The organism is Roseovarius marisflavi, from assembly GCF_900142625.1.
Taxonomy (GTDB): domain Bacteria; phylum Pseudomonadota; class Alphaproteobacteria; order Rhodobacterales; family Rhodobacteraceae; genus Roseovarius; species Roseovarius marisflavi.
This window is the reverse complement of record NZ_FRBN01000007.1, coordinates 1-25,340: the sequence shown is the minus strand read 5'-3', so window position 1 is coordinate 25,340 and position 25,340 is coordinate 1. Positions and strand designations below refer to the sequence as shown.

General features: G+C 59.4%; 24 protein-coding genes. 19 read left to right on the top strand and 5 right to left on the bottom strand.

Translation table 11 applies throughout. The features are described from left to right. Positions 1-72 precede the first annotated feature (72 nt). Both BUB78_RS08275 and BUB78_RS08270 read left to right on the top strand, forming a co-directional pair. The gene (locus tag BUB78_RS08275) at positions 73-480 is read left to right on the top strand and encodes a universal stress protein (RefSeq protein WP_073196990.1); all 408 of its coding nucleotides are present in this window, start codon (positions 73-75) and stop codon (positions 478-480) included. A 94-nt stretch (positions 481-574) separates the two neighbouring features. After that, positions 575-901, top strand: coding sequence for a VanZ family protein (locus tag BUB78_RS08270; RefSeq protein ID WP_073196988.1), 327 nt, complete (start codon positions 575-577; stop codon positions 899-901). Positions 902-904: 3 nt separating this feature from the next. On the opposite strand, the gene BUB78_RS08265 is transcribed toward BUB78_RS08270, so the two are convergent. The 3 genes from BUB78_RS08265 to uvrB form a co-directional block, all read right to left on the bottom strand. Beyond that, a complete protein-coding gene (locus tag BUB78_RS08265; protein WP_073196985.1) occupies positions 905-1,210 on the bottom strand; it encodes an aspartate aminotransferase in 306 nt (101 codons plus the stop codon). An 84-nt stretch (positions 1,211-1,294) separates the two neighbouring features. After that, the gene (locus BUB78_RS20305) at positions 1,295-1,711 is read right to left on the bottom strand and encodes a hypothetical protein (RefSeq protein ID WP_139279291.1); all 417 of its coding nucleotides are present in this window, start codon (positions 1,709-1,711) and stop codon (positions 1,295-1,297) included. Positions 1,712-1,903: 192 nt separating this feature from the next. Continuing rightward, the gene (gene uvrB, locus BUB78_RS08260) at positions 1,904-4,102 is read right to left on the bottom strand and encodes an excinuclease ABC subunit UvrB (protein WP_073196983.1); all 2,199 of its coding nucleotides are present in this window, start codon (positions 4,100-4,102) and stop codon (positions 1,904-1,906) included. A 530-nt stretch (positions 4,103-4,632) separates the two neighbouring features. Here uvrB and acs point away from each other — a divergent pair. The 8 genes from acs to BUB78_RS08220 all read left to right on the top strand — a co-directional run bounded on the left by acs (position 4,633) and on the right by BUB78_RS08220 (position 14,336). Next, positions 4,633-6,573 (top strand): acetate--CoA ligase, encoded by a 1,941-nt coding sequence (acs, locus tag BUB78_RS08255; RefSeq protein WP_073196981.1) that lies wholly within the window; start codon positions 4,633-4,635, stop codon positions 6,571-6,573. A gap of 17 nt (positions 6,574-6,590) precedes the next feature. Continuing rightward, positions 6,591-7,277, top strand: a complete 687-nt coding sequence (locus BUB78_RS08250; protein ID WP_139279290.1) for an adenylate kinase — start codon at positions 6,591-6,593, stop codon at positions 7,275-7,277. 66 nt (positions 7,278-7,343) lie between these two features. Further along, positions 7,344-7,604, top strand: a complete 261-nt coding sequence (locus tag BUB78_RS08245) for a DUF4212 domain-containing protein (protein WP_073197206.1) — start codon at positions 7,344-7,346, stop codon at positions 7,602-7,604. A 14-nt stretch (positions 7,605-7,618) separates the two neighbouring features. Continuing rightward, positions 7,619-9,403 (top strand): sodium:solute symporter family protein, encoded by a 1,785-nt coding sequence (locus BUB78_RS08240; RefSeq protein WP_073196977.1) that lies wholly within the window; start codon positions 7,619-7,621, stop codon positions 9,401-9,403. Positions 9,404-9,520: 117 nt separating this feature from the next. Continuing rightward, positions 9,521-11,362 (top strand): DUF294 nucleotidyltransferase-like domain-containing protein, encoded by a 1,842-nt coding sequence (locus tag BUB78_RS08235; protein WP_073196975.1) that lies wholly within the window; start codon positions 9,521-9,523, stop codon positions 11,360-11,362. 3 nt (positions 11,363-11,365) lie between these two features. Then, positions 11,366-11,872: a hypothetical protein gene (locus tag BUB78_RS08230; protein WP_073196973.1), complete on the top strand. Its 507-nt coding sequence runs from the start codon at positions 11,366-11,368 to the stop codon at positions 11,870-11,872. Positions 11,873-11,905: 33 nt separating this feature from the next. Then, on the top strand, positions 11,906-12,289 hold the full coding sequence (locus tag BUB78_RS08225; RefSeq protein ID WP_073196971.1) for a response regulator transcription factor: 384 nt from the start codon (positions 11,906-11,908) through the stop codon (positions 12,287-12,289). Then, on the top strand, positions 12,282-14,336 hold the full coding sequence (locus BUB78_RS08220; protein ID WP_073196969.1) for an exonuclease domain-containing protein: 2,055 nt from the start codon (positions 12,282-12,284) through the stop codon (positions 14,334-14,336). The genes BUB78_RS08225 and BUB78_RS08220 overlap by 8 nt, the downstream gene beginning before the upstream one ends. Before the next feature lie 461 nt (positions 14,337-14,797). On the opposite strand, the gene BUB78_RS08215 is transcribed toward BUB78_RS08220, so the two are convergent. Next, on the bottom strand, positions 14,798-15,400 hold the full coding sequence (locus BUB78_RS08215) for a class I SAM-dependent methyltransferase (RefSeq protein ID WP_073196967.1): 603 nt from the start codon (positions 15,398-15,400) through the stop codon (positions 14,798-14,800). 441 nt (positions 15,401-15,841) lie between these two features. On the opposite strand from BUB78_RS08215, the gene BUB78_RS08205 reads away from it, so the two are divergent. From BUB78_RS08205 to BUB78_RS08170, 8 genes are all read left to right on the top strand, one after another. Continuing rightward, positions 15,842-17,257: a circularly permuted type 2 ATP-grasp protein gene (locus tag BUB78_RS08205; protein ID WP_073196963.1), complete on the top strand. Its 1,416-nt coding sequence runs from the start codon at positions 15,842-15,844 to the stop codon at positions 17,255-17,257. Between the two features lie 3 nt (positions 17,258-17,260). Then, positions 17,261-18,202 carry an alpha-E domain-containing protein gene (locus tag BUB78_RS08200; protein WP_073196961.1) on the top strand — a complete coding sequence of 314 codons (942 nt, stop codon included), beginning with the start codon at positions 17,261-17,263 and terminating at the stop codon, positions 18,200-18,202. Positions 18,203-18,205: 3 nt separating this feature from the next. Continuing rightward, positions 18,206-19,006: a transglutaminase family protein gene (locus BUB78_RS08195; protein ID WP_073196959.1), complete on the top strand. Its 801-nt coding sequence runs from the start codon at positions 18,206-18,208 to the stop codon at positions 19,004-19,006. Positions 19,007-19,022: 16 nt separating this feature from the next. Further along, the gene (locus tag BUB78_RS08190) at positions 19,023-19,754 is read left to right on the top strand and encodes a proteasome-type protease (RefSeq protein WP_073196957.1); all 732 of its coding nucleotides are present in this window, start codon (positions 19,023-19,025) and stop codon (positions 19,752-19,754) included. Between the two features lie 169 nt (positions 19,755-19,923). After that, on the top strand, positions 19,924-20,991 hold the full coding sequence (locus BUB78_RS08185; RefSeq protein ID WP_073196955.1) for an ABC transporter ATP-binding protein: 1,068 nt from the start codon (positions 19,924-19,926) through the stop codon (positions 20,989-20,991). Next, positions 20,988-21,899, top strand: a complete 912-nt coding sequence (locus BUB78_RS08180; protein WP_073196953.1) for an ABC transporter permease — start codon at positions 20,988-20,990, stop codon at positions 21,897-21,899. The genes BUB78_RS08185 and BUB78_RS08180 overlap by 4 nt, the downstream gene beginning before the upstream one ends. Further along, a complete protein-coding gene (locus BUB78_RS08175) occupies positions 21,892-22,695 on the top strand; it encodes an ABC transporter permease (RefSeq protein WP_073197204.1) in 804 nt (267 codons plus the stop codon). The genes BUB78_RS08180 and BUB78_RS08175 overlap by 8 nt, the downstream gene beginning before the upstream one ends. 47 nt (positions 22,696-22,742) lie before the next feature. After that, a complete protein-coding gene (locus BUB78_RS08170) occupies positions 22,743-23,768 on the top strand; it encodes an extracellular solute-binding protein (RefSeq protein ID WP_073196951.1) in 1,026 nt (341 codons plus the stop codon). A 104-nt stretch (positions 23,769-23,872) separates the two neighbouring features. On the opposite strand, the gene BUB78_RS20675 is transcribed toward BUB78_RS08170, so the two are convergent. Next, positions 23,873-24,043 (bottom strand): hypothetical protein, encoded by a 171-nt coding sequence (locus BUB78_RS20675; RefSeq protein WP_170865039.1) that lies wholly within the window; start codon positions 24,041-24,043, stop codon positions 23,873-23,875. Between the two features lie 84 nt (positions 24,044-24,127). On the opposite strand from BUB78_RS20675, the gene BUB78_RS08165 reads away from it, so the two are divergent. Next, positions 24,128-24,676 carry a YaeQ family protein gene (locus tag BUB78_RS08165; RefSeq protein ID WP_073196949.1) on the top strand — a complete coding sequence of 183 codons (549 nt, stop codon included), beginning with the start codon at positions 24,128-24,130 and terminating at the stop codon, positions 24,674-24,676. The last annotated feature ends 664 nt before the right edge of the window (positions 24,677-25,340 follow it).

The window sequence follows — 25,340 nt, the reverse complement described above, 5'->3', positions numbered from 1 at the left end:
CCTGATCTGGATCAAGGCATACGACCCCGGATTGCGCGATCCTTGCAAGAACGCAACAGGGAAGGAAACCTTATGTACAAGCATGTTCTCGTGCCGATTTCGTTTGATAATGATCGTGACGCAGCGGGCGCCGTAAGCGCCGCCAAGGTCTTGGCCGGAAAGGATGGGCGGATCAGCCTGCTTCACGTCATTGAGCATATCCCGGCCTATGCGATCTCTTACATGCCGCAGGATTACCTGATCGAGGCGCGCAAGGCGGTTGTGAAGGAACTCTCGGATCTGGCCGATACGCTGCCCAATGCCACTGCGGATGTGGTCGAGGGGCATTCGGGCCGCACCATTCTGGATTGGGCGGAAGAGAACAAACCTGACTGCATCGTCATCGCAAGCCACCGCCCCGGCATGCAGGACCTGTTGCTTGGATCGACTGCCAATCAGGTGGTCCGTCACGCCAAATGCGCGGTGCATGTGATCCGTTGATTTCAGGCGGTTTTCTGGAAGAACTGTTTGATTGCTGATCAATGCGCAACCTTGGCCGGTTGATCTATCGGGTTGTCCGGCCTAAGGGCTGGGCATGGCTGTAAAACTCACACTTCTGATCGCCTTGGCGATCGCCGCGCTTACCCTGACCTCGCCGGGCGCTCCCGAGCCGGGGATTGCGGGGTTTGATAAGCTTGGGCATTTTGTGGCCTTTGCCGTTCTGGCGATGCCGATGGCCTATACCGGACGTTTGCCGCTCTGGCAAATCGTGCTGGCGGGGCTGGCCTTTGGTGGCATGATCGAGGTGATCCAACCCTATGTCGGGCGCCGCGGTGAATGGGGCGATCTTCTGGCCGATGGTATTGGGGTTTTGTCCGGCGCTCTTGCGGCGGGGCTGGGGCGCAAATGGCGGATGACCTGAGCGTCAGTGCTGATCGCGTGCGTCGAAATCTTTAAAAGATTTCGATCCGATTTCTTTGAAAGAAATCGGGGGGTCACCGCCGCTGAGCCACCGGATCGGCGCGCGGTTGCAAAAAATGATGATTTGGCCCGAGTTCTCTACCACCTGGTAGCCCCGTCGGTGGATTTCACGCATGAAACGCTCCATGCCCACGAAGCGCTCAACATCCCGCGCCTTACGCCGGATTACGGCGCCTTCTTGCACAGCCTTGGACGTGAAGAGGTCATGCAGCCAGACCTCTGGCGAGAGGGGAGAGTTGCGGTTTTGCATGCGGGCAGAGTGCGCGAAGGGTGGTTAAGGTGGGGTTAAGAGACGTAGGGTACGCCATGTGCGCCATGAATGCGCGACCTATGATCAAGGATTCTTGTAAGTCTCAAGCGTCGTTTTCAGATGCGTAACCAGATGGATGCATTCATCATGGCTAAGATGAAAATATCTGTTGCCCTGTAATGAGGCTATTTCAAGCAAGACTTTGACGCTTCCTAAGCAAATTTCTTTCAATTCACCATCTGTTGCAACCAGAGAATAATTACCTGAATGCACGAACATATCACGCCGTTTTTTTAGCAAACTCAGATCGCGGGAGGGCCCCTGAGCGGATGAAATACTATTGTGAATTCGTGCTTGAGAGGGCAAATCCGCCCATTTTATCAAAGTTCTCAAATCGGCCAGTTTGCTTTGGTCCTGTTCGGTCGACAGCGCATTCCACTCAGGAGATCGGCTGGAGAGACCGTTAGAATAGAACTCGCCAGCCTTTTTTTTCGAGAGCATCGGGGTAGACGCCAAACATGTCAGTGCGACTCAACTTCATCACGAGAGCGCAATATATTGCATCATGAAGTGCAATCACGATCCATCTCCAAGGTGAAACGTTATCGTTGGCACAAGCCAGCTGAGAAAGGGCTAATTGAATACAGCTCTTAAAGTGGCTTGATATTTCAAACTCGATATCTTGTTGGGTCACTACCGCCCCCGCCGTTTCACATTCCCGCCATGCTGCCCCGGCCTGCCGGCCGTTGAGCGACCTCGCCCTTTGACCGCCTCGGCGCTGGCCCTGGCAACCGCCTGTTGGCGCGCGAGGGGGTCGTCGGAGATCACGAGATCGACCGCCTCAAGGCGTTTGACCTCATCGCGAAGGCGGGCGGCCTCTTCGAATTCCAGGTTCTCGGCGGCCTTGCGCATATCGCTGCGAAGCCCCTCCAGCACCGCCTGAAGATTGGCCCCGGCCAGCGGTTTGTCGATCTTGGCCGTCACCCGGTTCATATCCACGTCGCCCTTGTAGAGCCCTTGCAGGATGTCATCGACGTTTTTCTTGATCGTCGTCGGGGTGATCCCGTGTTCGAGGTTATAGGCGATCTGCTTCTCCCGGCGCCGGTTGGTTTCGCCCAAGGCGCGCTCCATGCTGCCGGTGATGCGGTCGGCATACATGATCACCCGCCCCTCGGCATTCCGCGCGGCGCGTCCGATGGTCTGGATCAGCGAGGTTTCAGAGCGCAGGAACCCTTCCTTGTCGGCGTCCAGAATGGCGACAAGCCCGCATTCCGGGATATCAAGCCCCTCACGCAACAGGTTGATCCCGATAAGAACGTCAAACGCCCCAAGCCGAAGATCGCGCAGAATCTCGATCCGCTCAATGGTGTCGATATCGCTATGCATATAGCGCACGCGGATGCCCTGTTCGTGCAGGTATTCGGTCAGATCCTCTGCCATCCGCTTGGTCAGGGTGGTGACAAGCGTGCGATAGCCCTCGGCGCTGACCCGGCGGATTTCATCCAGAAGGTCATCGACCTGTGACCCGACCGGACGGATTTCGACCTCGGGGTCGATAAGGCCAGTAGGGCGGATCACCTGTTCGGTGAAAACGCCGCCGGTCTGTTCGATCTCCCACTTGGCGGGGGTGGCCGAGACAAAGACCGATTGCGGGCGCATCGCATCCCATTCCTCGAACTTGAGCGGCCGGTTATCCATACAGGACGGCAGGCGAAACCCGTGCTCGGCCAGCGTGAACTTGCGCCGATAGTCGCCTTTGTACATGCCGCCGATCTGGGGCACCGAGACGTGGCTTTCATCGGCAAAGACAATCGCGTTGTCGGGGATGAACTCGAACAGGGTGGGGGGCGGCTCGCCGGGGGCACGCCCGGTCAGATAGCGCGAGTAATTCTCGATCCCGTTGCAGACGCCTGTCGCCTCCAACATCTCAAGATCAAAGGTACAGCGTTGCTCAAGCCGCTGCGCCTCCAGGAGCTTGCCTTCGTTGACCAACTGATCCAGCCGTTGGCGCAACTCTTTTTTGATGCCGATCAGCGCCTGTTGCATGGTCGGCTTGGGCGTTACGTAATGCGAATTGGCATAGACGCGGATTTGCTCAAAGGTATCGGTCTTTTCGCCAGTCAGCGCGTCGAACTCGGTGACGCTTTCCAGTTCCTCGCCGAAGAACGACAGCCGCCAGGCGCGGTCTTCAAGGTGGGCGGGAAAAATCTCAAGACTGTCGCCGCGCACCCGGAACGACCCGCGCTGAAACGACTGATCGTTGCGCCGGTATTGCTGGGCCACCAGATCGGCCATGATCTTGCGCTGGTCATAGTCGCTGCCGACCTTGAGGTCCTGCGTCATGGCGCCATAGGTTTCGACGCTACCGATGCCATAGATGCATGACACCGAGGCCACGATGATCACATCGTCGCGCTCCAGAAGCGCGCGCGTGGCCGAGTGGCGCATCCGGTCGATCTGTTCGTTGATCTGACTTTCTTTCTCGATATAGGTGTCAGAGCGCGCCACATAGGCCTCGGGCTGGTAGTAGTCATAGAAGCTGACGAAATACTCGACCGAGTTGTCGGGGAAAAATCCCTTGAATTCCCCGTAGAGTTGCGCGGCAAGCGTTTTGTTCGGCGCAAGGATGATCGCGGGGCGCTGGGTCTGTTCGATAATCTTGGCCATGGTAAAGGTCTTGCCGGTGCCGGTCGCGCCAAGCAAAACCTGATCGCGCTCGCCGTCGACAATGCCTTGCGACAACTCCTTGATCGCTGTCGGCTGATCGCCTGCCGGTTCAAAATCCGTGGCCATGACAAAACGTTTGCCGCCCTCAAGCTTGGGGCGCTTGATCAGTTCAGGGGCAGGGCTGTTGAGAACAGACGGCGTTTTGTCGGAATGGGCATAGGGCATTGGCGCGATCCTCTGGCTAGCAGCACATTTGTGATCTTTGCACGGGGGTTCAACCCCAAAGACGGGCGTCGCCCGGTGCCCGGCCTGTGCTGCGCACCTGTTTCACCTGTTTAGATTGGTTTTGGCCGTCACGCCATGCGGTAAACCCCGGATAATTCCCCTTTACCGACGCAAGAGCACCCGCTTAAGGCGAATCGAGCTTGTGCAGGCCGAGGATATGACGTTACGTCAGATCGAAGGGGCGGGGCATCTTGCCGCAGTGCGGCTTGCAACGCGCCAAAGGTCGGGCGAGGGGTGGTTCGTGGCCGTGTTTATGATAGCGGTAAACCGCTCAGAACCCCAATAAAACCGCAATTAGTAAAATAATTTACAGAGGCGCCTATAAAAAAGGCAAATATTTCACCTGATTTATAAGCGTATAGGCTATACCTGTTAATTTTTTGCGAATTTCAAGGTAAGGTATGCGGAGGGATGCAAAATCCAGCTTGATCGGCTTTTCAAGCGGACATTGGGACGGAGGAATTCAAGCCATGGTACAATCATCGAATGCCGCAGGTGCAAAGACACCGGATTTTCACATTGATCCAGAGGCCTATGACCGCATGTATGCGCAGTCGGTCAATGATCCGGCGACCTTCTGGGGCGAGCACGGCAAGCGGCTTGACTGGATCAAGCCCTATACCCGCGTCAAGAACACCTCTTTTGCCTATGACGATGTCTCGATCAAGTGGTTCGAAGACGGCACCCTGAACGTCGCCGCCAACTGTGTCGATCGCCACCTTGCCACCCGCGGGGATCAGACCGCCATCATCTGGGAGCCCGACAGCCCCGATGAAGAGGCGCTCCACATCACCTATAAAGAGCTGCACACCCAGGTCAGCAAGATGGCCAATGTCCTGAAATCCATGGGCGTGGGCAAAGGCGACCGGGTTGTGATCTATCTTCCGATGATCCCCGAGGCCGCCTATTCGATGCTGGCCTGTGCCCGTATCGGCGCCATTCATTCGATCGTTTTCGCCGGCTTCAGCCCCGACGCCCTTGGCGCGCGGGTCAATGGTTGTGACGCCAAGGTGGTGATCACCGCCGATCACGCGCCGCGTGGTGGCCGGGCGACCAAGCTCAAGGATAACGTCAATCAGGCGCTGTTGCATGATGTCGACGACGTGAAATGCCTTGTGGTCAAGCGCACCGGCGGTCAGATCGCATGGCGCGAGGGGCTTGATTTCTGGTGGCACGAAGAGGCCGCCAGGGTCAGCGCCGATTGCCCGCCCGAGGAAATGAATGCCGAAGATCCGCTGTTCATCCTCTACACCTCCGGCTCCACCGGTCAGCCCAAGGGCGTGGTGCACACATCGGGCGGCTATCTGGCCTATGCCGCGATGACGCATGAGTATATTTTCGACTATCACGAGGGCGATATCTACTGGTGCACCGCCGATGTCGGCTGGGTCACCGGGCACAGCTATATCGTCTATGGCCCGCTCGCCAATGGCGCCACCACCGTGATGTTCGAGGGCGTGCCGACCTATCCCGATGCGGGCCGGTTCTGGCAGGTTTGCGAGAAACACAAGGTCACGCAATTCTACACCGCCCCCACCGCCATTCGCGCGCTGATGGGCAAAGGCACCGGCCCGGTCGAGGGCAGCGATCTCAGCAGCCTGCGCCTTCTCGGCTCGGTCGGCGAGCCGATCAACCCCGAGGCGTGGAACTGGTACAACGAGAATGTCGGCAAGGGCAAATGCCCGATCGTCGACACCTGGTGGCAGACCGAAACCGGCGGCATCCTGATCACGCCGCTGCCCGGTGTGACCAAACCCAAGCCCGGTTCGGCCACCAAGCCGTTCTTTGGCGTTACCCCGGTCATTCTTGACGATCAGGGCAACGAGCTGAGCGGCGCGACCGAGGGCGTACTTTGCATCAAGGATAGCTGGCCGGGCCAGATGCGCACCGTCTGGGGCGATCATGCGCGCTTTGTCTCGACCTATTTCGAAATGTTCAAAGGCTATTATTTCACTGGCGACGGCTGTCGTCGGGATGAGGACGGCGATTACTGGATCACCGGGCGTGTCGACGATGTGATCAACGTTTCCGGTCACCGCATGGGCACCGCCGAAGTCGAGAGTGCCCTGGTCGCGCATGCCACCGTCTCCGAGGCCGCCGTTGTCGGCTATCCCCATGATATCAAGGGGCAGGGCATCTATTGCTATGTCACCCTGATGGATGGGGTCGAGGCGACGGATGAGCTTCGCACCGAGCTTGCCAATTGGGTCCGCACCGAGATTGGCCCGATTGCCAAACCCGACGTCATCCAATGGGCGCCGGGCCTGCCGAAAACCCGCTCTGGCAAGATCATGCGCCGCATTCTGCGCAAGATTGCCGAGAACGATTACGACAGCCTTGGCGACACCTCGACCCTCGCCGATCCGTCGGTCGTGGACGATCTGATCAGCAACCGCGCCGCACTGGCCTGAGGGGGGGGAAGACGATGATGGACGGAGTGAAAACACCGCAAACCGCCGCCAAACTGGTCCTGCTTGGGCCGCCGGGGGCGGGCAAGGGCACACAGGCGCGCATGCTTGAGGAAACCTTTGGACTGGTTCAGCTTTCGACCGGCGACCTTCTGCGCGCGGCTGTGGCCGCAGGGACAGAGGCCGGGCGCGCCGCGAAGGCGGTGATGGAGGCGGGCGATCTTGTCAGCGACGAGATCGTCATCGCGATCCTGCGTGACCGCTTGGGCGAGCCCGATTGCGCCGCTGGCGTGATCCTTGACGGCTTTCCGCGCACCACCGTTCAGGCCGAGGCGCTTGACGGTCTGCTGGCCGATATCGGTCAGGACATCCGCGCCGCGATCAGCCTTGAGGTTGACGATAGCGCGATGGTGACCCGGATTTCGGGGCGCTATACCTGTGGCGGCTGCGGCGAGGGCTATCACGACAGCTTCAAGACCCCGGCCGTCGAGGGAAAATGCGACAAATGCGGCGGCACCGAGATGAAACGGCGTGCCGATGACAACGCCGAAACCGTCACGCAGCGCCTTGTCGCCTATCACGCGCAGACCGCGCCGCTGATTTCATATTACGACGCGCGCGGGGTTCTGGCCCGCGTCGATGCGATGGCCCCGATCGGGGATGTCGCCAAAGAGCTGAACGCGGTCGTCACAGCGACGCTTGCGTAAAGAACGGCCCGCGCCGGGATGGTCCCGCGCGGGCAGGAGGAAACCTGTAAAAAGGGAGGGCACGCTTTGTCCGATAAAGAAGCATCCAACGCGTATTGGAAAGCCAATGTGCGTCTTATTCTATGGAGCCTGCTGATCTGGGCTGTTGTCTCGTTCGGCTTTGGCATTCTGCTGCGTCCCATGCTGTCGGGGATCGCCGTCGGCGGCACCGATCTTGGCTTTTGGTTCGCACAGCAAGGTTCGATTCTGGTCTTTCTGGCGCTGATCTTTTTCTACGCCTGGCGGATGAACAAACTCGATGCCGAACACGGCGTCGGTGAAGAATAACAGGGACAGGCACAATGGATCAGTTTACACTCAACCTGCTGTTTGTGGGCGCGTCTTTCGCTCTCTACATCGGCATCGCAATCTGGGCGCGCGCAGGCTCGACCAGTGAATTCTACGCCGCCGGTCGCGGCGTTCACCCGGTCACCAACGGCATGGCGACAGCGGCTGACTGGATGTCGGCGGCCTCGTTCATTTCGATGGCTGGCCTCATTGCCTTTACCGGCTATGACAACTCGACCTTCCTGATGGGCTGGACCGGCGGTTACGTTCTGCTGGCTCTGCTGCTTGCGCCTTATCTGCGCAAGTTCGGCAAGTTCACCGTGTCCGAGTTCATCGGCGACCGGTTCTACTCCAAGACCGCCCGCATGGTGGCCGTGATCTGTCTGATCGTGGCCTCGACCACCTATGTGATCGGCCAGATGACCGGCGTTGGCGTGGCCTTTGGCCGCTTTCTTGAAATCTCCAACACCAGCGGTCTTTTGATCGGTGCATGTGTGGTGTTTGCCTATGCGGTTTTCGGCGGCATGAAAGGTGTGACCTATACGCAGGTTGCGCAATATGTCGTGTTGATCATGGCCTATACCATTCCGGCGATCTTCATCTCGCTGCAGCTGACCGGCAACCCGGTTCCGGCGCTTGGCCTGTTTGGGGATCACGTCGCCAGCGGCGAACCGCTTTTGGCCAAGCTTGACCAGATCGTGCGCGAGCTGGGCTTTAACGAGTATACGACACACCACTCCGACACGCTGAACATGGTTCTGTTCACGCTGTCGCTGATGATCGGTACGGCGGGTCTGCCGCACGTCATCATGCGCTTCTTCACCGTGCCGCGCGTGGCGGATGCCCGTTGGTCCGCTGGCTGGGCGCTTGTCTTTATTGCGCTGCTTTACCTCACGGCCCCGGCTGTGGGCGCCATGGCCCGCCTTAACATCACCGAGCTGATGTGGCCCAATGGCACCGACGCACAGGCCGTTTCGGTCGAAGACATCGCAAACAATCCCAAGTACGACTGGATGCAGACCTGGCAGAAAACCGGCCTGCTCGATTGGGAAGACAAGAATGGCGACGGCCGCATCCAGTACTATAACGATGCCAACGCTGCCATGCAGGAAAAAGCGGCGGCCAATGGCTGGACCGGCAACGAACTTACAAAGTTCAACCGTGACATCCTCGTGCTTGCCAACCCCGAGATTGCCAACCTTCCCGGCTGGGTGATCGGCCTTGTTGCCGCGGGTGGCCTTGCGGCGGCCCTGTCAACGGCGGCGGGTCTTTTGCTGGCGATCTCTTCGGCGGTCAGCCATGACCTTATCAAAGGTCAGCTGAACCCGAATATCTCGGAGAAAAGCGAACTGATGGCGGCCCGTGTTGCCATGGGTGTTGCGATCGTCGTGGCCACCTATCTTGGCCTCAACCCTCCGGGTTTTGCGGCGCAAACGGTTGCTCTGGCCTTTGGTCTGGCGGCGGCGTCGATCTTCCCGGCGCTGATGATGGGGATCTTCTCGACCAAGATCAACAATCACGGCGCGGTTGCCGGCATGCTCGCCGGTCTGATCGTCACGCTGGTCTATATCTTCCTGCACAAGGGGTGGTTCTTCATTCCTGACACCAACAGCTTCACCGATGCGGACCCTCTTCTTGGCACGATCAAGTCGACCTCCTTCGGTGCAGTCGGCGCGATGATCAACTTCACCGTGGCCTATGTTGTGGCAAGCATGACCAAGGAAACCCCGCAAGAGATCAAGGATCTTGTGGAAAGCGTGCGCGTGCCCAAAGGCGCGGGTGCCGCGACCGATCACTAAACACTTCGGCGGGGGCGGCATCTGTCGCCCCCGTCCTTTCCGACACGCCCCCGATATTTCCGGACAACGGGCGCTTTTAGATGGATTTCCTGACGAAACAAAAGGGATACTGACCCGATGAGTGATCCCAGACCCGACCCGCTTGAGGCGCTGACGCGCCATGCGCCGTTCAACGCGCTGCCCGATGCGCTGCGCGCAGAGCTTGGCCCGCATCTGGCGATGGTAGAGATCGCCACCGGCGAGCTTCTGTTCCAAAAGGGCGCCCCGCTGGCCGGGCTTTACGTGGTTGAAAGCGGTGCGCTTGATATCGAGACCGGCCATGCCGACCTTGTGTCGCGGCGCGGTATCGGCGACATCATGGGCGAGCGCGGGTTGTTGCGCGATGGCAATGCCATGCTCACCGCCCGCGCGGTCGAGCCGAGCCGCCTTGTGGTGATCCCCAAGGCGCAGTTTCTTGACCTGATGGAACGCTCGCCCGAAATCAGCCAATGGTTCGAGCGCGCGCGCCCCTCGGCGGGCACGTCCGACGACGGCCCCTATGCCACCGGTCTCACGGCGCTTCAGGTCTCTGACATGATGGCGCAGACGCCGATCACCTGTGCGCCCGGGGCGACGATCACCGATGTGGCGCGCCTGATGCGCGATCACGTGATTTCTTCGGTCGTGGTGATGCAGGGCGAGCGGCTTGCTGGGATCATCACCGCGCATGACCTGACCAACAAGGTGCTGGCCGAGGGCCTGACCGGGGCGGTGCCGGTGTCGCAGATCATGACGCCCGATCCGGTCACCATCGCGCCCAACCAGCTTGGGCTTGATGCGCTGATGAAGCTGTCTGAGCTTGGGGTCAATCACCTGCCGGTGGCGCAAAACGGCCGCGTGGTAGGGATGATCGGCAAGACCGACCTCTTTCGCCAGCAAGCCGCCACCGCCAGCCACATGGTCGCCGATATCGCCCATGCCGATACGCCCGAGGACATGGCGCAGGTGATGGAACGCGTGCCAAGCCTTTTGGCGCAACTGGTGCATGGTGGCGCGCGACCGCAGTCGATCACCCGCCGGATCACCGATATCACCGACGCGATCACCCGCCGCCTGTTGCATCTGGCCGAGGCCGAGTTGGGCGCGCCGCCCGTGCCCTATCTCTGGGCCGCCTGCGGCAGCCAGGGACGGCGCGAGCAGACCGGCGTTTCGGATCAGGACAACTGTCTTATCCTCGGTGATGCGGTTCTGCCCGAGCATGACACCTATTTCGCCGCCCTCGCCAAGTTTGTCTCGGACGGGCTTGATGCCTGCGGCTTTGTCTATTGTCCGGGCGACATGATGGCCACCAACCCCAAGTGGCGCCAGCCCCGCCGCGTCTGGCGCGAGTATTTCGCGGGCTGGATCAGACAACCCGACAACGAGGCGCAAATGCTGGCCTCGGTGATGTTCGATCTGCGCCCCATTTCGGGTGAGGCCGCGCTGTTTGACGACCTGCAAAACGAGGTTCTGACACAGGCGCGCAAGAACTCGATCTTCGTGGCGCATATGATCTCGAACTCTTTGAAACATACGGTGCCGTTGGGTCTATTTCGCGGCTTTGCCCTGATCCGCTCAGGCGAGCACAAGAACACCATTGATCTCAAGCATTCCGGGGTTGTGCCGGTGGTCGATCTGGGGCGGATCTATGCGCTTTTGGGCGAGCTTGAGGTGGCGGGCACCCGCGACCGGATCGAGGGCGCACGCGCCGGTCACGTGATTTCCGAGAGCGGCGCGCGCGATCTTCTGGATGCCTATGACCTTATCGCCGAGACCCGTCTGCGCCATCAGGCGAGCCAGATCAGGGCAGGGCGGGCACCCGACAATTTCATGACGCCGTCGGATTTGTCAGAATTAGAGCGCACCCACCTGCGCGATGCGTTTATGGTGGTCAAGACAATGCAATCGGCCCTGCAACAGAGCCGCGGAACACCGGGATAACACATGTTTTTTGAACTGATCGCCACATTCGCCGCAGGCATTTGCGCCGCTGGTCTGGCCCTTGTCGCCGGGCACCTGAGCGGCGGGCGCCTGCCGCGCTGGTCCATTCCCGTCGCGGCGGGGGCGGCGATGCTTGGCTATGCGGTCTGGTCGGAATATTCCTGGGCCGGGCGCACCACGGCCGGCCTGCCCGAGGGGGTCGAGGTTCTGGTGAGCGTGACCGAAACCCGCCCCTGGAAACCCTGGACTTATGTCGTGCCGCAAACCACGCGGATCATGGCGCTTGATCGCGCGGGCGTACAGACCAACCCGGACGCCCCCGATGTGCAGCTGGCCGATCTCTATTTCTTTGCCCGCTGGACACCGCCCGCCAAACGCCCGCAGTTGGTCAATTGCACCACCACGGCGCGCGCTGACCTCACCGAGGGCGCGCTGGTTGATCCCGCCGCCGCGATCTGGCGCGAGGTGGATGCCAGCGACCCGCTGATCGCCGCGCTCTGCGCCAAATGACGCGTCACTAAGCCATCAGGAGGAGGCCCGCCCATGTCCCGAAAATCGGTTTTACTGGTCGAGGATGAGGACAATATCGCGCTGGCCTTGGAGCATCTTCTGGGGCGTGAAGGATACCGCTTGCGCCGCGTCGCAACCGGCAATGCGGCCCTTGCGGCCCTGTCCGAAGATCCCCCCGATCTGGTGGTGCTTGACGTGATGCTGCCAGAGCGCTCGGGCTATGAAATCTGTCAGATGATCCGCAACGATGCCGCGCTTCGGGATATCAAGGTGCTGATGATGACCGCCGGTGGCGGCGAGATCGAGCGGCGCAAGGGGCTGGCGGTGGGGGCGGATGCGTTCATGACCAAACCCTTCGCCACGCGCGATCTCACCTCGCAGATCGGGCAATTGCTGAACGGCTCCGACGATGGCTGAACGGTTGGGGTTGCGCCTGCGCTTTGCACTTTTCTTTGCCGCCCTCGGGCTTGGCGGGGTGGCGATCATCGCCGGTGCGCTCTGGTTTGGCCATTCGCGCGCGGGCGGTTCGGTGCAGGGCTATATCGTGGGCGGTCTTGTCGCCTCGCTTGGCCTGTTGGGCCTTGCCGCCTGGATCGGGCTGTTGTTTGACGAAAACGTCGCCAAGCCCATTCTGGCGCTGGCCTCGGACCTCACCACGCGGGCGCGCGCCGATGTCGATCTTGACATTGACGAGGCTCAGGCCAGACACCTGAGCACGCTGGCCCCCGCCGCCAATGCGATCAACGCCGCCCTCAGTGAGGCCCGCGCCGCCCGCCAACGCGCAATCGAGCGCGAAACCGCGCGGATCATGCGCGAAAAGGCCCTGTTCGAGGCGCTGTTTCGCGACCTTGGCGAAGGCGCGGTGGTGGCCACGCCCGACAACCGCGTGATGCTTTATAACCGCATGGCGCAAGAGCTTTTGGGCGAGATCGGCCTTGACCGCCCGCTGGCGGATTTCCTGCGCCCAGAGCCGGTGATCGACGCCCTGACACGCATGCAAGAGGCCCGCATTCAAGGCCGGGTCGGCGCCGAGACATTTCTGGCCGCCAGTGCCGATGGCACGCGCTTTTTGCTTGGCCGGGTCAGCCCGATCCTGTCGGATGAAGAGCTGAGCGGGCATGTGCTTATCTTTCGCGATGCCACCGATGACCTGAGCGCGCATGCCCATCACGACCACCTGTTCAACAGCCTGCTTGAGGGCGTGCGCCGCCCCGCCGCGACCATCGGTGCGCTTCTGGAAGTGCTGCAATCGGGCGATGATTTGCCGCCCGAAACCCGCGCGCGCTTTCGCAAGGGGATCGAGGATGAGGTCGGGCGGCTCTTTGCCTGTCTTGGCGATATGGGTAAGCGCCACTCGGCCGCCAAATCGCGGCGCTGGCCGATGTCGCCGGTGGCGGTCTCGCATATTTTTGACGGGCTCAGCGCGCAGGTGGAGGTGCCGATCAAGCGCATAGAGACCGACGCGACGCTGATCTGTGACGGCTTTGCCATCACCAGCCTTCTGGCGCAGGTGATCGCCGGGCTAAGTGCCGCGGGCGAGCGCCACGATCTTGCACTCTCTGCCGAGGTCGAGGGCGAAGAGACCCGTCTTATCCTTGGCTGGCAGGGACCGGCGGCCAATGACGGCGAAATCGCCGATCTGCTTGAGGCGCCGCTATCGACCGCCTACGGCGATTACACCAGCCGCGATGCCTTGAGCGGGCATCAAAGCGATCTGTGGTGCGAACCGACCGCCGGCGGTCACCGTATCGTTCTTCCGTTGGTCTCGGGCGCGCCGCCGCTTGGCCCCGGCGATACCCGCCCCGAGTTTTACGATTTCAACCTGCCCGACGCGCCGCTCGGCGATCTGGCAGAGCGGGCGCTGGCGGACCTGTCGTTCGTGGTGTTTGACACCGAAACCACCGGCCTGTCGCCACGCGGCGGCGACGAGATTGTCCAGATCGCGGGCATTCGTATCGTCAATGGCCGTGTCCTGCGCGGCGAGACCTTTGACACGCTGGTCAATCCGGGGCGCGCCATTCCTGCGGCCTCGACGCGGGTGCATCATATCTCTGACGATATGGTGGTGGATGCGCCGGACATCACGCAGGCTGGGCAGCGGTTTCACGATTTTTGCAAGGGTGCGGTTCTGGTGGCCCATAACGCGCCCTTCGATCTGGCGTTTTTGCGGCTCAAGGAAGAGGTGATCGCGCGCCGCTTTGACAATCCGGTGCTCTGCACGGTGCTGATGTCGGCGGGGCTGTTCGATCACACGGGCTCGCATACGCTGGATGCGCTCTGCGATCGCTTTGGCATCACCATCCCGCCAGAGGCACGCCATACCGCCATGGGCGACACTCTGGCGACGGCAGAGGTGTTTGTGCATATGCTCGAATTGCTCAAGGCCAAGGGCGTGACCACGCTTGGCGGCGCCATCGCCGAAGAGGGCCGGATGACCAAAATCCGGCGCGCGCAGAATTACTAGCGAACGATAAACCGCCTTACGATGAAATCACACTGTCCCAGCCAGGGCCATAGCGCGGGCGCTGTGCAATGGTAAGACCTTAGCCGTCCAGATATCTGTTGAAAATTTCAGAGTGTTGCGCGGTCCCTCTAATGGTTTTATTTTGTTGGAAAATCTGTTGCATGCGGCATCGTCATGTTGCGTGTTCTTTCATATCACTTCCGACAAAACGCAAACAAAATGCCAAGGCTCACCTGCAAAGACCGGCACCCAAACGTACTGAGACAGCGAGATCAAGGGCCACGATTTTCTATTGAGATTTTGATGTCAGCCTCGGTCAAAGTCGCGATCCGGCCAGCGCCTGTGTTTTTGCTGCCCTGATCCGCTTCCGTTGACCGCAACGCAGCGTGTAATCTCTGGAACCGTGTCTGCTTAGGGTTGAGAGTGCCAGGGGGCTAAACAGTTGCGGCGCGAGGCGTTCCTTATCCTGTCATGAAAACATCATACCGCGTTGTTTTTCCGCAAATTTGGTGACTGCAGGCCCTAAGTCCTTCCATTGGATCAGCCTTGGCGGGCCACTTTAGAACGACACGATTACGTGCATGCCTGAGCGCGACTCGCACCAGATCAACGGCATCATCATCGGTTCCGACGATCTCGCGGACCTGACGCAACTCCTGCTTAACCAGCGCTGAATTTTTACGCGGCGGATGCATTGGATCAATCAATACCGCGTCCCCCGACAGTTCAGGCAGCAAATCCTTGGCGTCGCCCTTCAAAAGGGTCATGCGGCTGATAATGTCCTGAAATTCGCCACCCTCTCTTGCGGCCCGTTCCATGCCATCCGCCAAGAGCGCATGCATGGTATCTGACCTCTCGATCAATATCACTTGCGCGCCTAGCGACGCCAAAAGAAAAGAGTCGCGGCCCAAGCCGGCGGTTGCATCAATAATCATTGGCGTTTTGCCGGCACGCAGCCCCATGGCTTTGGCCAGGGCTTGACCGCGCCCGCCACCAAACCGCAGCCGGTGTGCCACCGCCCCTTTCACAAAATCAACGCGCAACTCCGCAGCAGGTTTTTTCACGGTCCGCTCATTTTCTCTGGCATGGATGCCCCAATGCTCATGATCCCCGGGTCGGGCTTTGGGGCAAAGATCACGCCCCGGCCATTTCAGCCCAAACTTTTTCAGCTCCAGGCGAGAAAACGCAGGAATAGGGGGCTATTTCAAGCACTCTCAGCCCAGAAACGGACAATTTTTGCGCGCCTCTTGCAGGACTCGGCGCATTTTGCCCCTGAGATCCGGCGGCGTGAGGAGGGGCCACGAGGCCCGCGTTTCTTTTGAGCGTGCCCTCGGGGGGGGCATCCTCAAAAAAACGGCATTTGGACGAGTCCTCTGCTGCAAACCCATGCGAAACGCCCTTTTTTTGTGCGTCTGCGCGTTTCAAAGGGGCAAAAACCCGTGGGTTCATTCTTTGTTCAGCACATCAGCATTGTGCGCGCGAGGACACAGGGAAAGCATGAAAACATGGATATGTTTGATGAGATGCATGGTCATGACGGGGCGGTTCGTCGGCCCTATGAGACCTTTGATGGCTGGTTGGGTCAGGAAGACGCGGCCCGGCTTCGCGCCAAGCAACGCGAGGCCGAAGACCTTTTTCGTCTGACCGGGATCACCTTTAATGTCTATGGGCGGTCCGAGGCCGAAGAGCGGCTTATCCCGTTTGACATCATTCCGCGCATTATCGACGGTCGCGAATGGCAACGCCTTGAGCGCGGGATCGAACAAAGGGTGCGCGCGATCAACGCGTTTCTGCATGACATCTATCACCGGCAGGAAATTCTGCGCGCGGGCCGTGTGCCGCGCGAGATGATTGCCAACAACGAGGCGTTTCTGCCCCAGATGATCGGGGTCATGCCACCCGGCGGTATCTATACCCATATCACCGGGATCGACCTTGTGCGCACTGGCCCGGACGAGTTTTTCGTGCTTGAGGACAATGCCCGCACGCCTTCGGGGGTGAGCTATATGCTGGAAAACCGCGAGACCATGTTGCGGATGTTTCCCGAGCTGTTCAGCAAGACGCGGGTGCGTCCGGTCTCGGATTATCCGCGCAACCTGCGCCGGTCGCTGGCGGCCTCGGCGCCCGAGGGGTGTGACGGCACGCCGACGGTCGCGGTTCTGACGCCGGGGATTTACAACTCGGCCTATTACGAACACGCGTTTCTGGCCGACAAGATGGGGGTCGAGCTTGTCGAGGGGCACGACCTGCGGGTGGTGGACGGGCGCGTGGCGATGCGCACCACGCGCGGCTATCGCCCGATTGATGTGCTTTATCGCCGGGTCGATGACGACTTTCTTGATCCGCTGAATTTCAACCCCGACTCGGCGCTTGGCGTGCCCGGCATCATGGATGTTTACCGCGCCGGCGGGATCACCATCGCCAATGCGCCCGGCACCGGGATTTCCGACGACAAGGCGATCTATAGCTATATGCCCGAGATCGTCGAATTCTATACCGGCGAGCGCCCCATTTTACAGAACGTGCCGACCTGGCGGTGCAGCGAGAAGGAAAGCCTTGATTACGTGCTGGCGCACCTTTCCGACCTCGTTGTCAAAGAGGTGCACGGATCGGGCGGCTATGGCATGCTGATCGGCCCGGCGGCGAGCAAGAAAGAACTGAAGGAATTCGAGCGCAAGTTGCGGGCGCGCCCGGCCAATTACATCGCGCAACCCACCCTTAGCCTGTCAACCGTGCCGGTCTTTACCAAGGCCGGGCTTGCGCCGCGCCATGTCGATCTGCGCCCGTTCGTGCTGATGTCGAAAGACGGCATTCAGGTCACCCCCGGCGGTCTGACGCGGGTGGCGATGAAGAAGGGCTCGCTTGTGGTGAATTCGTCGCAGGGCGGGGGCACCAAGGACACCTGGGTGCTGGAGGATTAAGTGATGCTTGGAAAAACCGCCGGTGGCCTGTTTTGGATGGCGCGTCTGCTTGAACGCTCGGAGAATACCGCGCGGATGATCGAGACCGGTCAGCGCATCGCGCTGACCCGTGCCGGAAGCGGCGCGGATGACTGGATGTCGGTGTTGCAGGCCGGGGCGATGTCGCAGGGTTACGGCGAGAAACACGGCGAGGTGACGGCCGATCTTGCGATCGACTGGATGCTGCGCGATCCTGACAACCCGGCCTCTGTTCTGTCGGTGGTGGGGCAGGCGCGCCAGAACGCGCGGCTGGTGCGCACGGCCCTCACCCACGAGGCATGGGAGGCGGTCAATTCGTGCTGGATGATGTTACGCGACGCGATGGCGCGCAAGGTGCGCGACCGCGATCTGCCCAAAGTGCTGGCGCTGGTGCGCGAGCGCAGCGCGTTGGTGCGGGGCGCCATTCACGGCACCATGCTGCGCAACGAGATTTACGATTTCGTGCGCATCGGCACCTTTATCGAGCGCGCCGACAATACCGCGCGCATTCTGGACGTGAAATATTATGTGCTGTTGCCCTCGGCCGCCGCGGTCGGGTCGCGGCTTGATAATGTGCAATGGGATACGATCCTGCGCTCGGTCAGTGCCGAAGGCGGGTATCGCATGGCGATTGGCCCCGATGTCACCCCGCGCGGCATTGCGCAGTTTCTGATCCTCGACAAATGCATGCCGCGCAGTCTTAATTTCTGTTGCGGCAAGCTGCGCGACAACCTGAGGTATCTGGCGAGCGATTATGACCTGCGCCTGCCTTGTCATCAGGTGGTCGATACGATGTGTCGGCGGTTTCTAAGCCATGATGTCAACGCGATTTTCGAGTATGGGCTGCATGAATATGTGCAGGAGGTGCTGCAAAACCTGTCGGCGCTGAGCAACCAGATCGAGATTGATTACAGGTTCTACGGATAAGCCATGCGCCTTTTGATCAAACACACGACCCGCTACGATTATTCCGCCCCGGTGCCTTACGGGGTGCAGCAAATTCGACTGTCGCCGAAACCGACGCGCGGTCAGGTCGTGCGAGACTGGAAGATCACCGTTGAGGGCGGGCAGCAGCAGGTGGAATTTGACGACCATCACCGCAACCACGTCATTCTGTTCAGCTTTGAGCCCGAGGTGACACAGCTTGTCGTGCGTGCCGAAGGGGTGGTCGAGATGAGCGATGCCGCCGGGGTGGTTGGCGTGCATCAGGGGCTTGCACCGCTCTGGCTGTTTCAAAAAACGACCGAGCATACCCGTGCGGGCAAAGGCTGTCGCGAGTTGCTGCGCAGGGTCGAGGGCGATAGCGATCTGGAAAAGATGCACGATCTATCGGCTCGCATCCATGGCGCGATTGCCTATGAGACCGGCAAATCCGAGATCGCCTGGAATGCCGAGGATGCGCTCGCCGCCGGGCATGGGGTGTGTCAGGATCACGCGCATGTCTTCATTGCCTGCGCGCGCGCAATGGGGCTTCCTGCGCGCTATGTTTCGGGTTATCTGCGGATGGATGGCCAGGACGAGCAAAGCGCGACCCATGCCTGGGCCGAGGCGCATGTCGATGGATTGGGCTGGGTCGGGTTTGATGTCTCGAACGCGATTTCGCCCGATACGCGCTATGTGCGGGTGGCGACCGGCCTTGATTACACCGAGGCCGCGCCGATTGTGGGGCACCGCTATGGGCTGGCCGAGGAAAGCATGGATGTGTCGCTTAGGGTGACGCAGCAACAGTAAGGGAAGGGTTGCGCAGGTGACCTATTGTGTCGGGTTGGTCCTTGATCGCGGGATCGTTTTCATGTCGGACACCCGCACCAATGCCGGGGTCGACAATATTTCGACCTTTCGCAAGCTGCACCGTTTCGATGTGCCGGGCGAGCGCGCGCTTGTCATGATGACGGCGGGCAATCTTGCCACCACCCAGGCGGTCGTGAGCCTGCTTGAGGAACGCACCAAGGCGCATGACGATCGCGATCCCTCGATCCTGTCGGTGCCTTCGATGTTTCAGGCCGCGCGCCTTGTCGCAGAGACCCTGCGCGGGGTGATCGACACCCACGCCAGCACCGGTCAGCGCGCCGATTCCGGGTTCAACGCGACGGTGATCCTTGGTGGTCAGATCAAGGGCGGGCCGCCACGGCTTTTCCTGATCTATCCCGAAGGCAATTTCATTGAGGCCAGCGTCGAGACGCCGTTTTTCCAGATCGGCGAGACCAAATATGGCCGCCCCATCCTTGTGCGCGCCTATGAGCGGGACATGAGCTTTGCCGATGCGATGAAATTGATGCTTCTCAGCTTTGATTCCACCATCAAGGCCAATCTGTCGGTCGGTCTTCCGCTGGATGTGTGTTTTTACGACGCGGACAGTTTCAAATGTGACAACATCCTGCGGATTGAGGCGGATGACCCGTATTTTGCCGCCATTTCCGATGGTTGGGGCGATGCCCTCAAGCTTGCGTTCGAGAGCCTGCCAAACCCCGAGGTGTAATCGCCACAGGCCGGGCAGGGGATGACCTGCCGCCGCCCTACGCATGGCTTGGCAAACTGCATGCATTCTAATCCGCAGCATGCCTGCGATTGCTTCAAAAAGCTCGGCCCCCTTGCCAGTTCGGGCGGTATCGGTTCAACTGATACGAAAAGGGATCGGAGTGACAGCTTTGGGCAAAACAATAGCGGTCGAAGCACGCGCCGCGCGCAAAGACTATGGCACGGGAGCACAGACCGTACGTGCCCTTAATGAGGTTTCGGTTCGCATTGATCAGGGCGAGTTCTTTACATTGCTCGGGCCTTCAGGATGCGGAAAGACAACCCTTTTGCGCCTCATTGCAGGCTTTGAAACACCAACGGCCGGTCAGATCTTGCTCGACGGGCAGGATATAACCGCCGACCCGCCAAATCTGCGCCCGATCAACACGGTCTTTCAGAGTTATGCCTTGTTCCCGCATCTTAGCGTGGCGGAAAACATCGGCTTTGGCTTGCAAATGATGGGCCGCCCCAAGGCCGAGGTTCATCAGGCCATCGAAAAAATGCTTGCCCTTGTGCAGTTGGAAAGCCTTGCCTCGCGAAAGCCGCAACAGTTGTCGGGCGGTCAGCAACAGCGCGTCGCACTTGCCCGCGCATTGGCCCCTCAACCCCGCGTACTGCTGCTGGACGAGCCGCTTTCGGCGCTTGATCTCAAACTGCGCAAGGAAATGCAGCGAGAACTGAAACGCCTGCAGGCCGAGACCGGGATCACCTTTATTTTTGTCACCCACGATCAGGAAGAGGCGCTGACCATGTCCGACCGCATCGCGGTGATGCACTCGGGCAAGATCTTGCAGGTCGGCGCACCGCGCGAGATCTACAACCAGCCGGTTGATCGGTTCGTGGCTGATTTCATTGGCGAAACGAATTTCCTGAGTGGCCGCGCAGACGCAGGCAAGGCACGGCTTTCTTCGGGCGAAGCCCTCTCGGTCGATGTGGCAGGCCATGCAGGTGAGGTGACCTTTGCCGTGCGGCCCGAACAGGTGACTATCTGCGCCGCAGATGAGGCCAATTGTCTGGCCGCGACCATCGTTGAGACGGTGTATTTCGGCACGGACACCCATTGTCACATGCGCCTTGGGGACGGGACGCACATCGTGGCCCGGCTGCAAAACGCACCCTCGGGCGAAATCGGGCTTGCGCGCGGTGACGCGGTTGGTCTCAGGTTCGAGCCCGGGGCGTTGCAGGTGTTGGTCCAATGAGCAGCGCTGCCGAACAGGCCGCAGATCGCAAGGTCAGGCGCGCCAGTTGGTTGCTGTCGGCCCCTGCGCTGTTTTTGCTGATCATTGCCGCGTCAGGCCCGCTGATCATTATCCTGATCTATTCCTTCTTGGAGCCGGGCAAATATGGCAATGTGGAGTGGGTGTTCTCAACCGATGCCTGGGTTGGAATTTTATATTCACGCGACATTTTTGATGGCACCTACAAGCTGGCCGATGCTCATCTTTCGATCTTCTGGCGCTCGGTGAAACTGTCGCTTTACACCACGCTTTTCGCCTTTGTTTTTGGATTTCCGACCGCCTGGTTTATCGCCACGCGCAGCGCGCGCATGCGCACGGCCTTGTTGTTCCTGATCACGATTCCGTTCTGGACTAACCTCTTGGTGCGGACTTTTGCGATCAACCAGATCATCCGCAACGAGGGTGTCTTGAATACCTTTCTGATTTGGTTGGGCGTGATCGACACCCCAATTCAGATCATCTACACCGATTTCGCGGTCTTTCTGGGCATGACCTATGTTTACCTTCCGCTTATGGTCTTGCCGCTTTTCGCGGCCTTTGATCGGTTTGACATGCGCTTGCTCGAAGCCGCGTATGATCTTTATGCCAGCCGCTGGCAGGTGCTGCGCCATGTCGTGTTCCCGGTGGTCAAGCCCGGCGTGATCGCGGGCTCGATTCTGGTGTTCATTCCCTCTCTGGGCGCGTTCGTGACGCCCCGTATCCTTGGCGGCGGGCGCAATATGATGATCGGCAATTTCATCGAGTTGCAGTTCGGCGCAGGCCGCAACTGGCCGCTCGGGGCGGCCCTTTCGGTAACCTTGCTGGTCATCGTTGCCGTCGCACTGGCGGTTTATGTCCGCTTTGCCAACAGGGACAATGGCCATGGCTGATCGTACATTTTCCGCTGCACGCCTGCCGGGCTTTTCCACCCTGGCGATCATGGTCTTCGTGATGCTTTACCTGCCCATCGGCCTCTTGGTGTTGTTTTCGTTCAATGCCGGGCCATCGCCCGCGATTTGGGAAGGGTTTTCGCTTCAGTGGTATCCGCGCGCATGGGCGAATGAACAGGTCAAGGATGCGACCTTCAGATCCCTCACAATCGCGACGTTTGCAGCGCTTATCTCTACCTTCGTCGCTGTTTTGGCCGCCCTGGGCACAACGCGGCGCAAGCGCACGGGCGGGCAGACCTTTGTTTACCTGATGATAAATCAGCCCCTGATGGTGCCCGAAATCGTGACCGCGGTGGCCCTTTTGATCCTGTTTGGCTTCATTAAAGTCGCCACGGGATATCAGGGGTTGGGATATCTTATCATCGCGCATTCGGCGTTTTGCATCCCCTTTGCCTATTTGCCGATACGGGCACGGCTTGAAGGGATGGACCTTGCTCTCGAAACTGCGGCCGCCGATCTTTACGCAACGCCCTGGCAGGCCTTCCGCCACGTGACGCTGCCGCTTCTGATGCCGGCGATCATTGCCGGGCTGATGCTTGCCTTTATCACCTCGCTCGATGACGTGGTGATCTCTCTGTTTGTAAAGTCCGCCGGACAGGATACGCTTCCAACCTACATGCTGGGCCAGATTCGACGGAACATGACGGTCGAGGTCAATGCGATCTCTACGCTATTGATCGGGCTGACGGTCGTGATGCTGACGGCCTTTTTCATGCTGACACGACGGGGCGACTGAGGCGTCCAAAGCCACAACAAACCATAATAACCAACCGGGAGACGACCATGAAGAAATTACTTTCCGCAGCTGCGGTGTTGCTTGCAAGCACGGCTTTCGCAAGTGCCGAGGGAGAATTGCAGCTGTTCAACTGGGGGGATTACACCAATCCTGAACTGCTTGAGAAATTCGAAGCCGAGACCGGGATCAAGGTCACGGTCACCGATTACGACAGCAACGACACCGCACTTTCCAAGGTCGAGGCCGGCGGTGGCGGCTATGACCTCGTGGTGCCCTCGGCAAACTATATTCAGATTTACGTGGAGAAAGGCCTGATCCAGAAACTGGACCTCGCCAAACTGCCCAACCACGTCAATATTGCCCCCGAATGGCGCGATGTGCCCTGGGATCCGGGCCGCAATTATACCGTGCCGTGGCAGTGGGGCTCGGTTGGCATGGCTGTCAATTCTGACACCTACTCCGGTGACATCAATACCTCGGCCATTTTCCTTGATCCGCCCGAAGAGCTTGTGGGCAAGATCAACGTCGCGCCCGAGATGAACGACGTACTGTCGCTGGCGCTGATGTATGTGGGGGGCGAGGCCTGCACCGAGGACACGGCCGTTTTGAAAAAGGCCCGCGATGTGCTTATGGCGGCCAAGCCGAAATGGCAATCGATGGATTATGGAGCGACGCCGAAGCTTGCCTCGAACGACATGCTGGCCTCGGTCTATTGGAACGGCGCGGTGTTCCGGGCACGGCTACAGAATGACAAGGTCAAGTTCGGCTATCCCAGAGAGGGCTTTCCGCTCTGGATGGATTCGGTTGCCCTTTTGTCGGATGCCAGGAATGTCGATGAGGCCTATCAGTTCCTGAACTTCATCATGGAGCCCGAGAACGCTGGCCTGATCTCGGCCTTTGCGCGCTATGCCAATGGCATTTCGGGGTCTGACCCGTTCATGCCCGATGATATGAAAGACGCGCCCGAAATCCTGATCCCCGAAGATCTCAAGGCCTCTGGTCATTTCCTTCCGACCTGTTCGCCCAAAGCGTTGGAATATTACACGGCGATCTGGACCGAATTGCGTAAATAAGCGCGATCACAAGACTGTGACGCGCCGGTGGTCAAATCAGCCATCGGCGCGTTTTTACGCAGAGGGCCCTATGTCTCAAGGCCCTTATCCTGCAACATTGCGGGTCAAGTGACCCTAGGGGTGTCGCGCAGGACTGCGTTGCGAAGCACCACATCCAGCATGCCCGCAGCTCCGGTTCGGCCCGTCAGGCGCGGCACGAAGGGGGGCTCTTTACACCAGCAAATGTCATGCCCTGATACGTCAGGCAGCTTGGCACCACCTCTTTGGCCGCGCATTTGTTGGCGCGCCTTTCTTTATCTGCTTTCACAAAGTGACCAGACGCACTAGGCATCCCTATCTTCGCAATCCTGGGAAACATCATGGCGCAAAAAGCCACTATTTATAAAGTCGAACTTTCTGTTTCCGATATGGATCGTCACTATTATGAGACCCATAAACTGACCGTTGCCAAGCATCCGTCAGAGACCGATGAACGCTTGATGGTGCGTCTTCTCGCCTTTGCCCTGAATGCCAATGAGCAATTGGAAATGACCAAGGGCATTTCAACGGATGACGAGCCGGATATTTGGCAAAAAAGCCTGAGTGACGAGCTCGAGTTGTGGGTGGCACTGGGACTTCCCAGCGAAAAGGTTGTGCGTCAATCCTGCGGCAAAGCCGACAAGGTGGCTGTTTATTGCTATGGCGGCCGGACGGCCGGGATGTGGTGGGAGAAGATCAAGAACAGCACCACCCGTTTTGATAATCTTCAGGTCATGAATTTTTCAGAGGCGGACACCAGCGAGCTGAGTAAGCTGGCGGCTCGCTCGATGAAGCTTCAGGTTAATATTCAGGACGGCGATATCATGGTCAGCCTTGATGACAGCGTGGTTTACGTGACCCCGGTCAAATGGAAAAGCGCCGATCGTTGATCGTCGAGCGGCGCGCCAGGGACCGCTTCGCGCAGGCCGCTTTGCGGTTTGTTTGGATTACGCGGGCGAAGCTCGGCTTGAGACCGCAGGCAAGCGCGGGTTGCGCCCTGCAATGGAAACGGCCTGCACCGAGCTTTCACGTCGGACGTCATCGTAATCACAGTTCTTCCCGTGGGTGAAACCTCAAGGGCAAACTACTACAAGTATCTGGCGATACTCAATTTTGAGGCCGCTGACGCTGCTGACAAGACTGTCGGGATTTTGCCCGGATATGAGCTTGCCGCACCACCGCCTGTAATGACGCTATGCTTACATTGCATTGAGCTATCCCTGAAAGCGTTCTTTCTGGACCGCTACAATGACGCGGATTCGAGCGTAGGGCCCCACCATTGAGATCGAATCCCGAACTGGATCAGAATGTTGTTTTCTATTTTTGTCGCTCATGGGATAATGCCTTCAAAAGGAAGTTTAGCATAGCGGATGTGCTGATACTTTGCAGTTGATCAAGGCAAGAATATGCACTGTTGTCCGCGATGTGTGAATTCGACGATTTCTTCATTTAGCAGGTGCAGCGAATGTCTTGTGTGGATGGCTCCTGCATAGCAAGACATTTTTGATCAGATTTGTGCATTTGTCAGAAGCAGTCATGTGTCCGGCCTGTTTG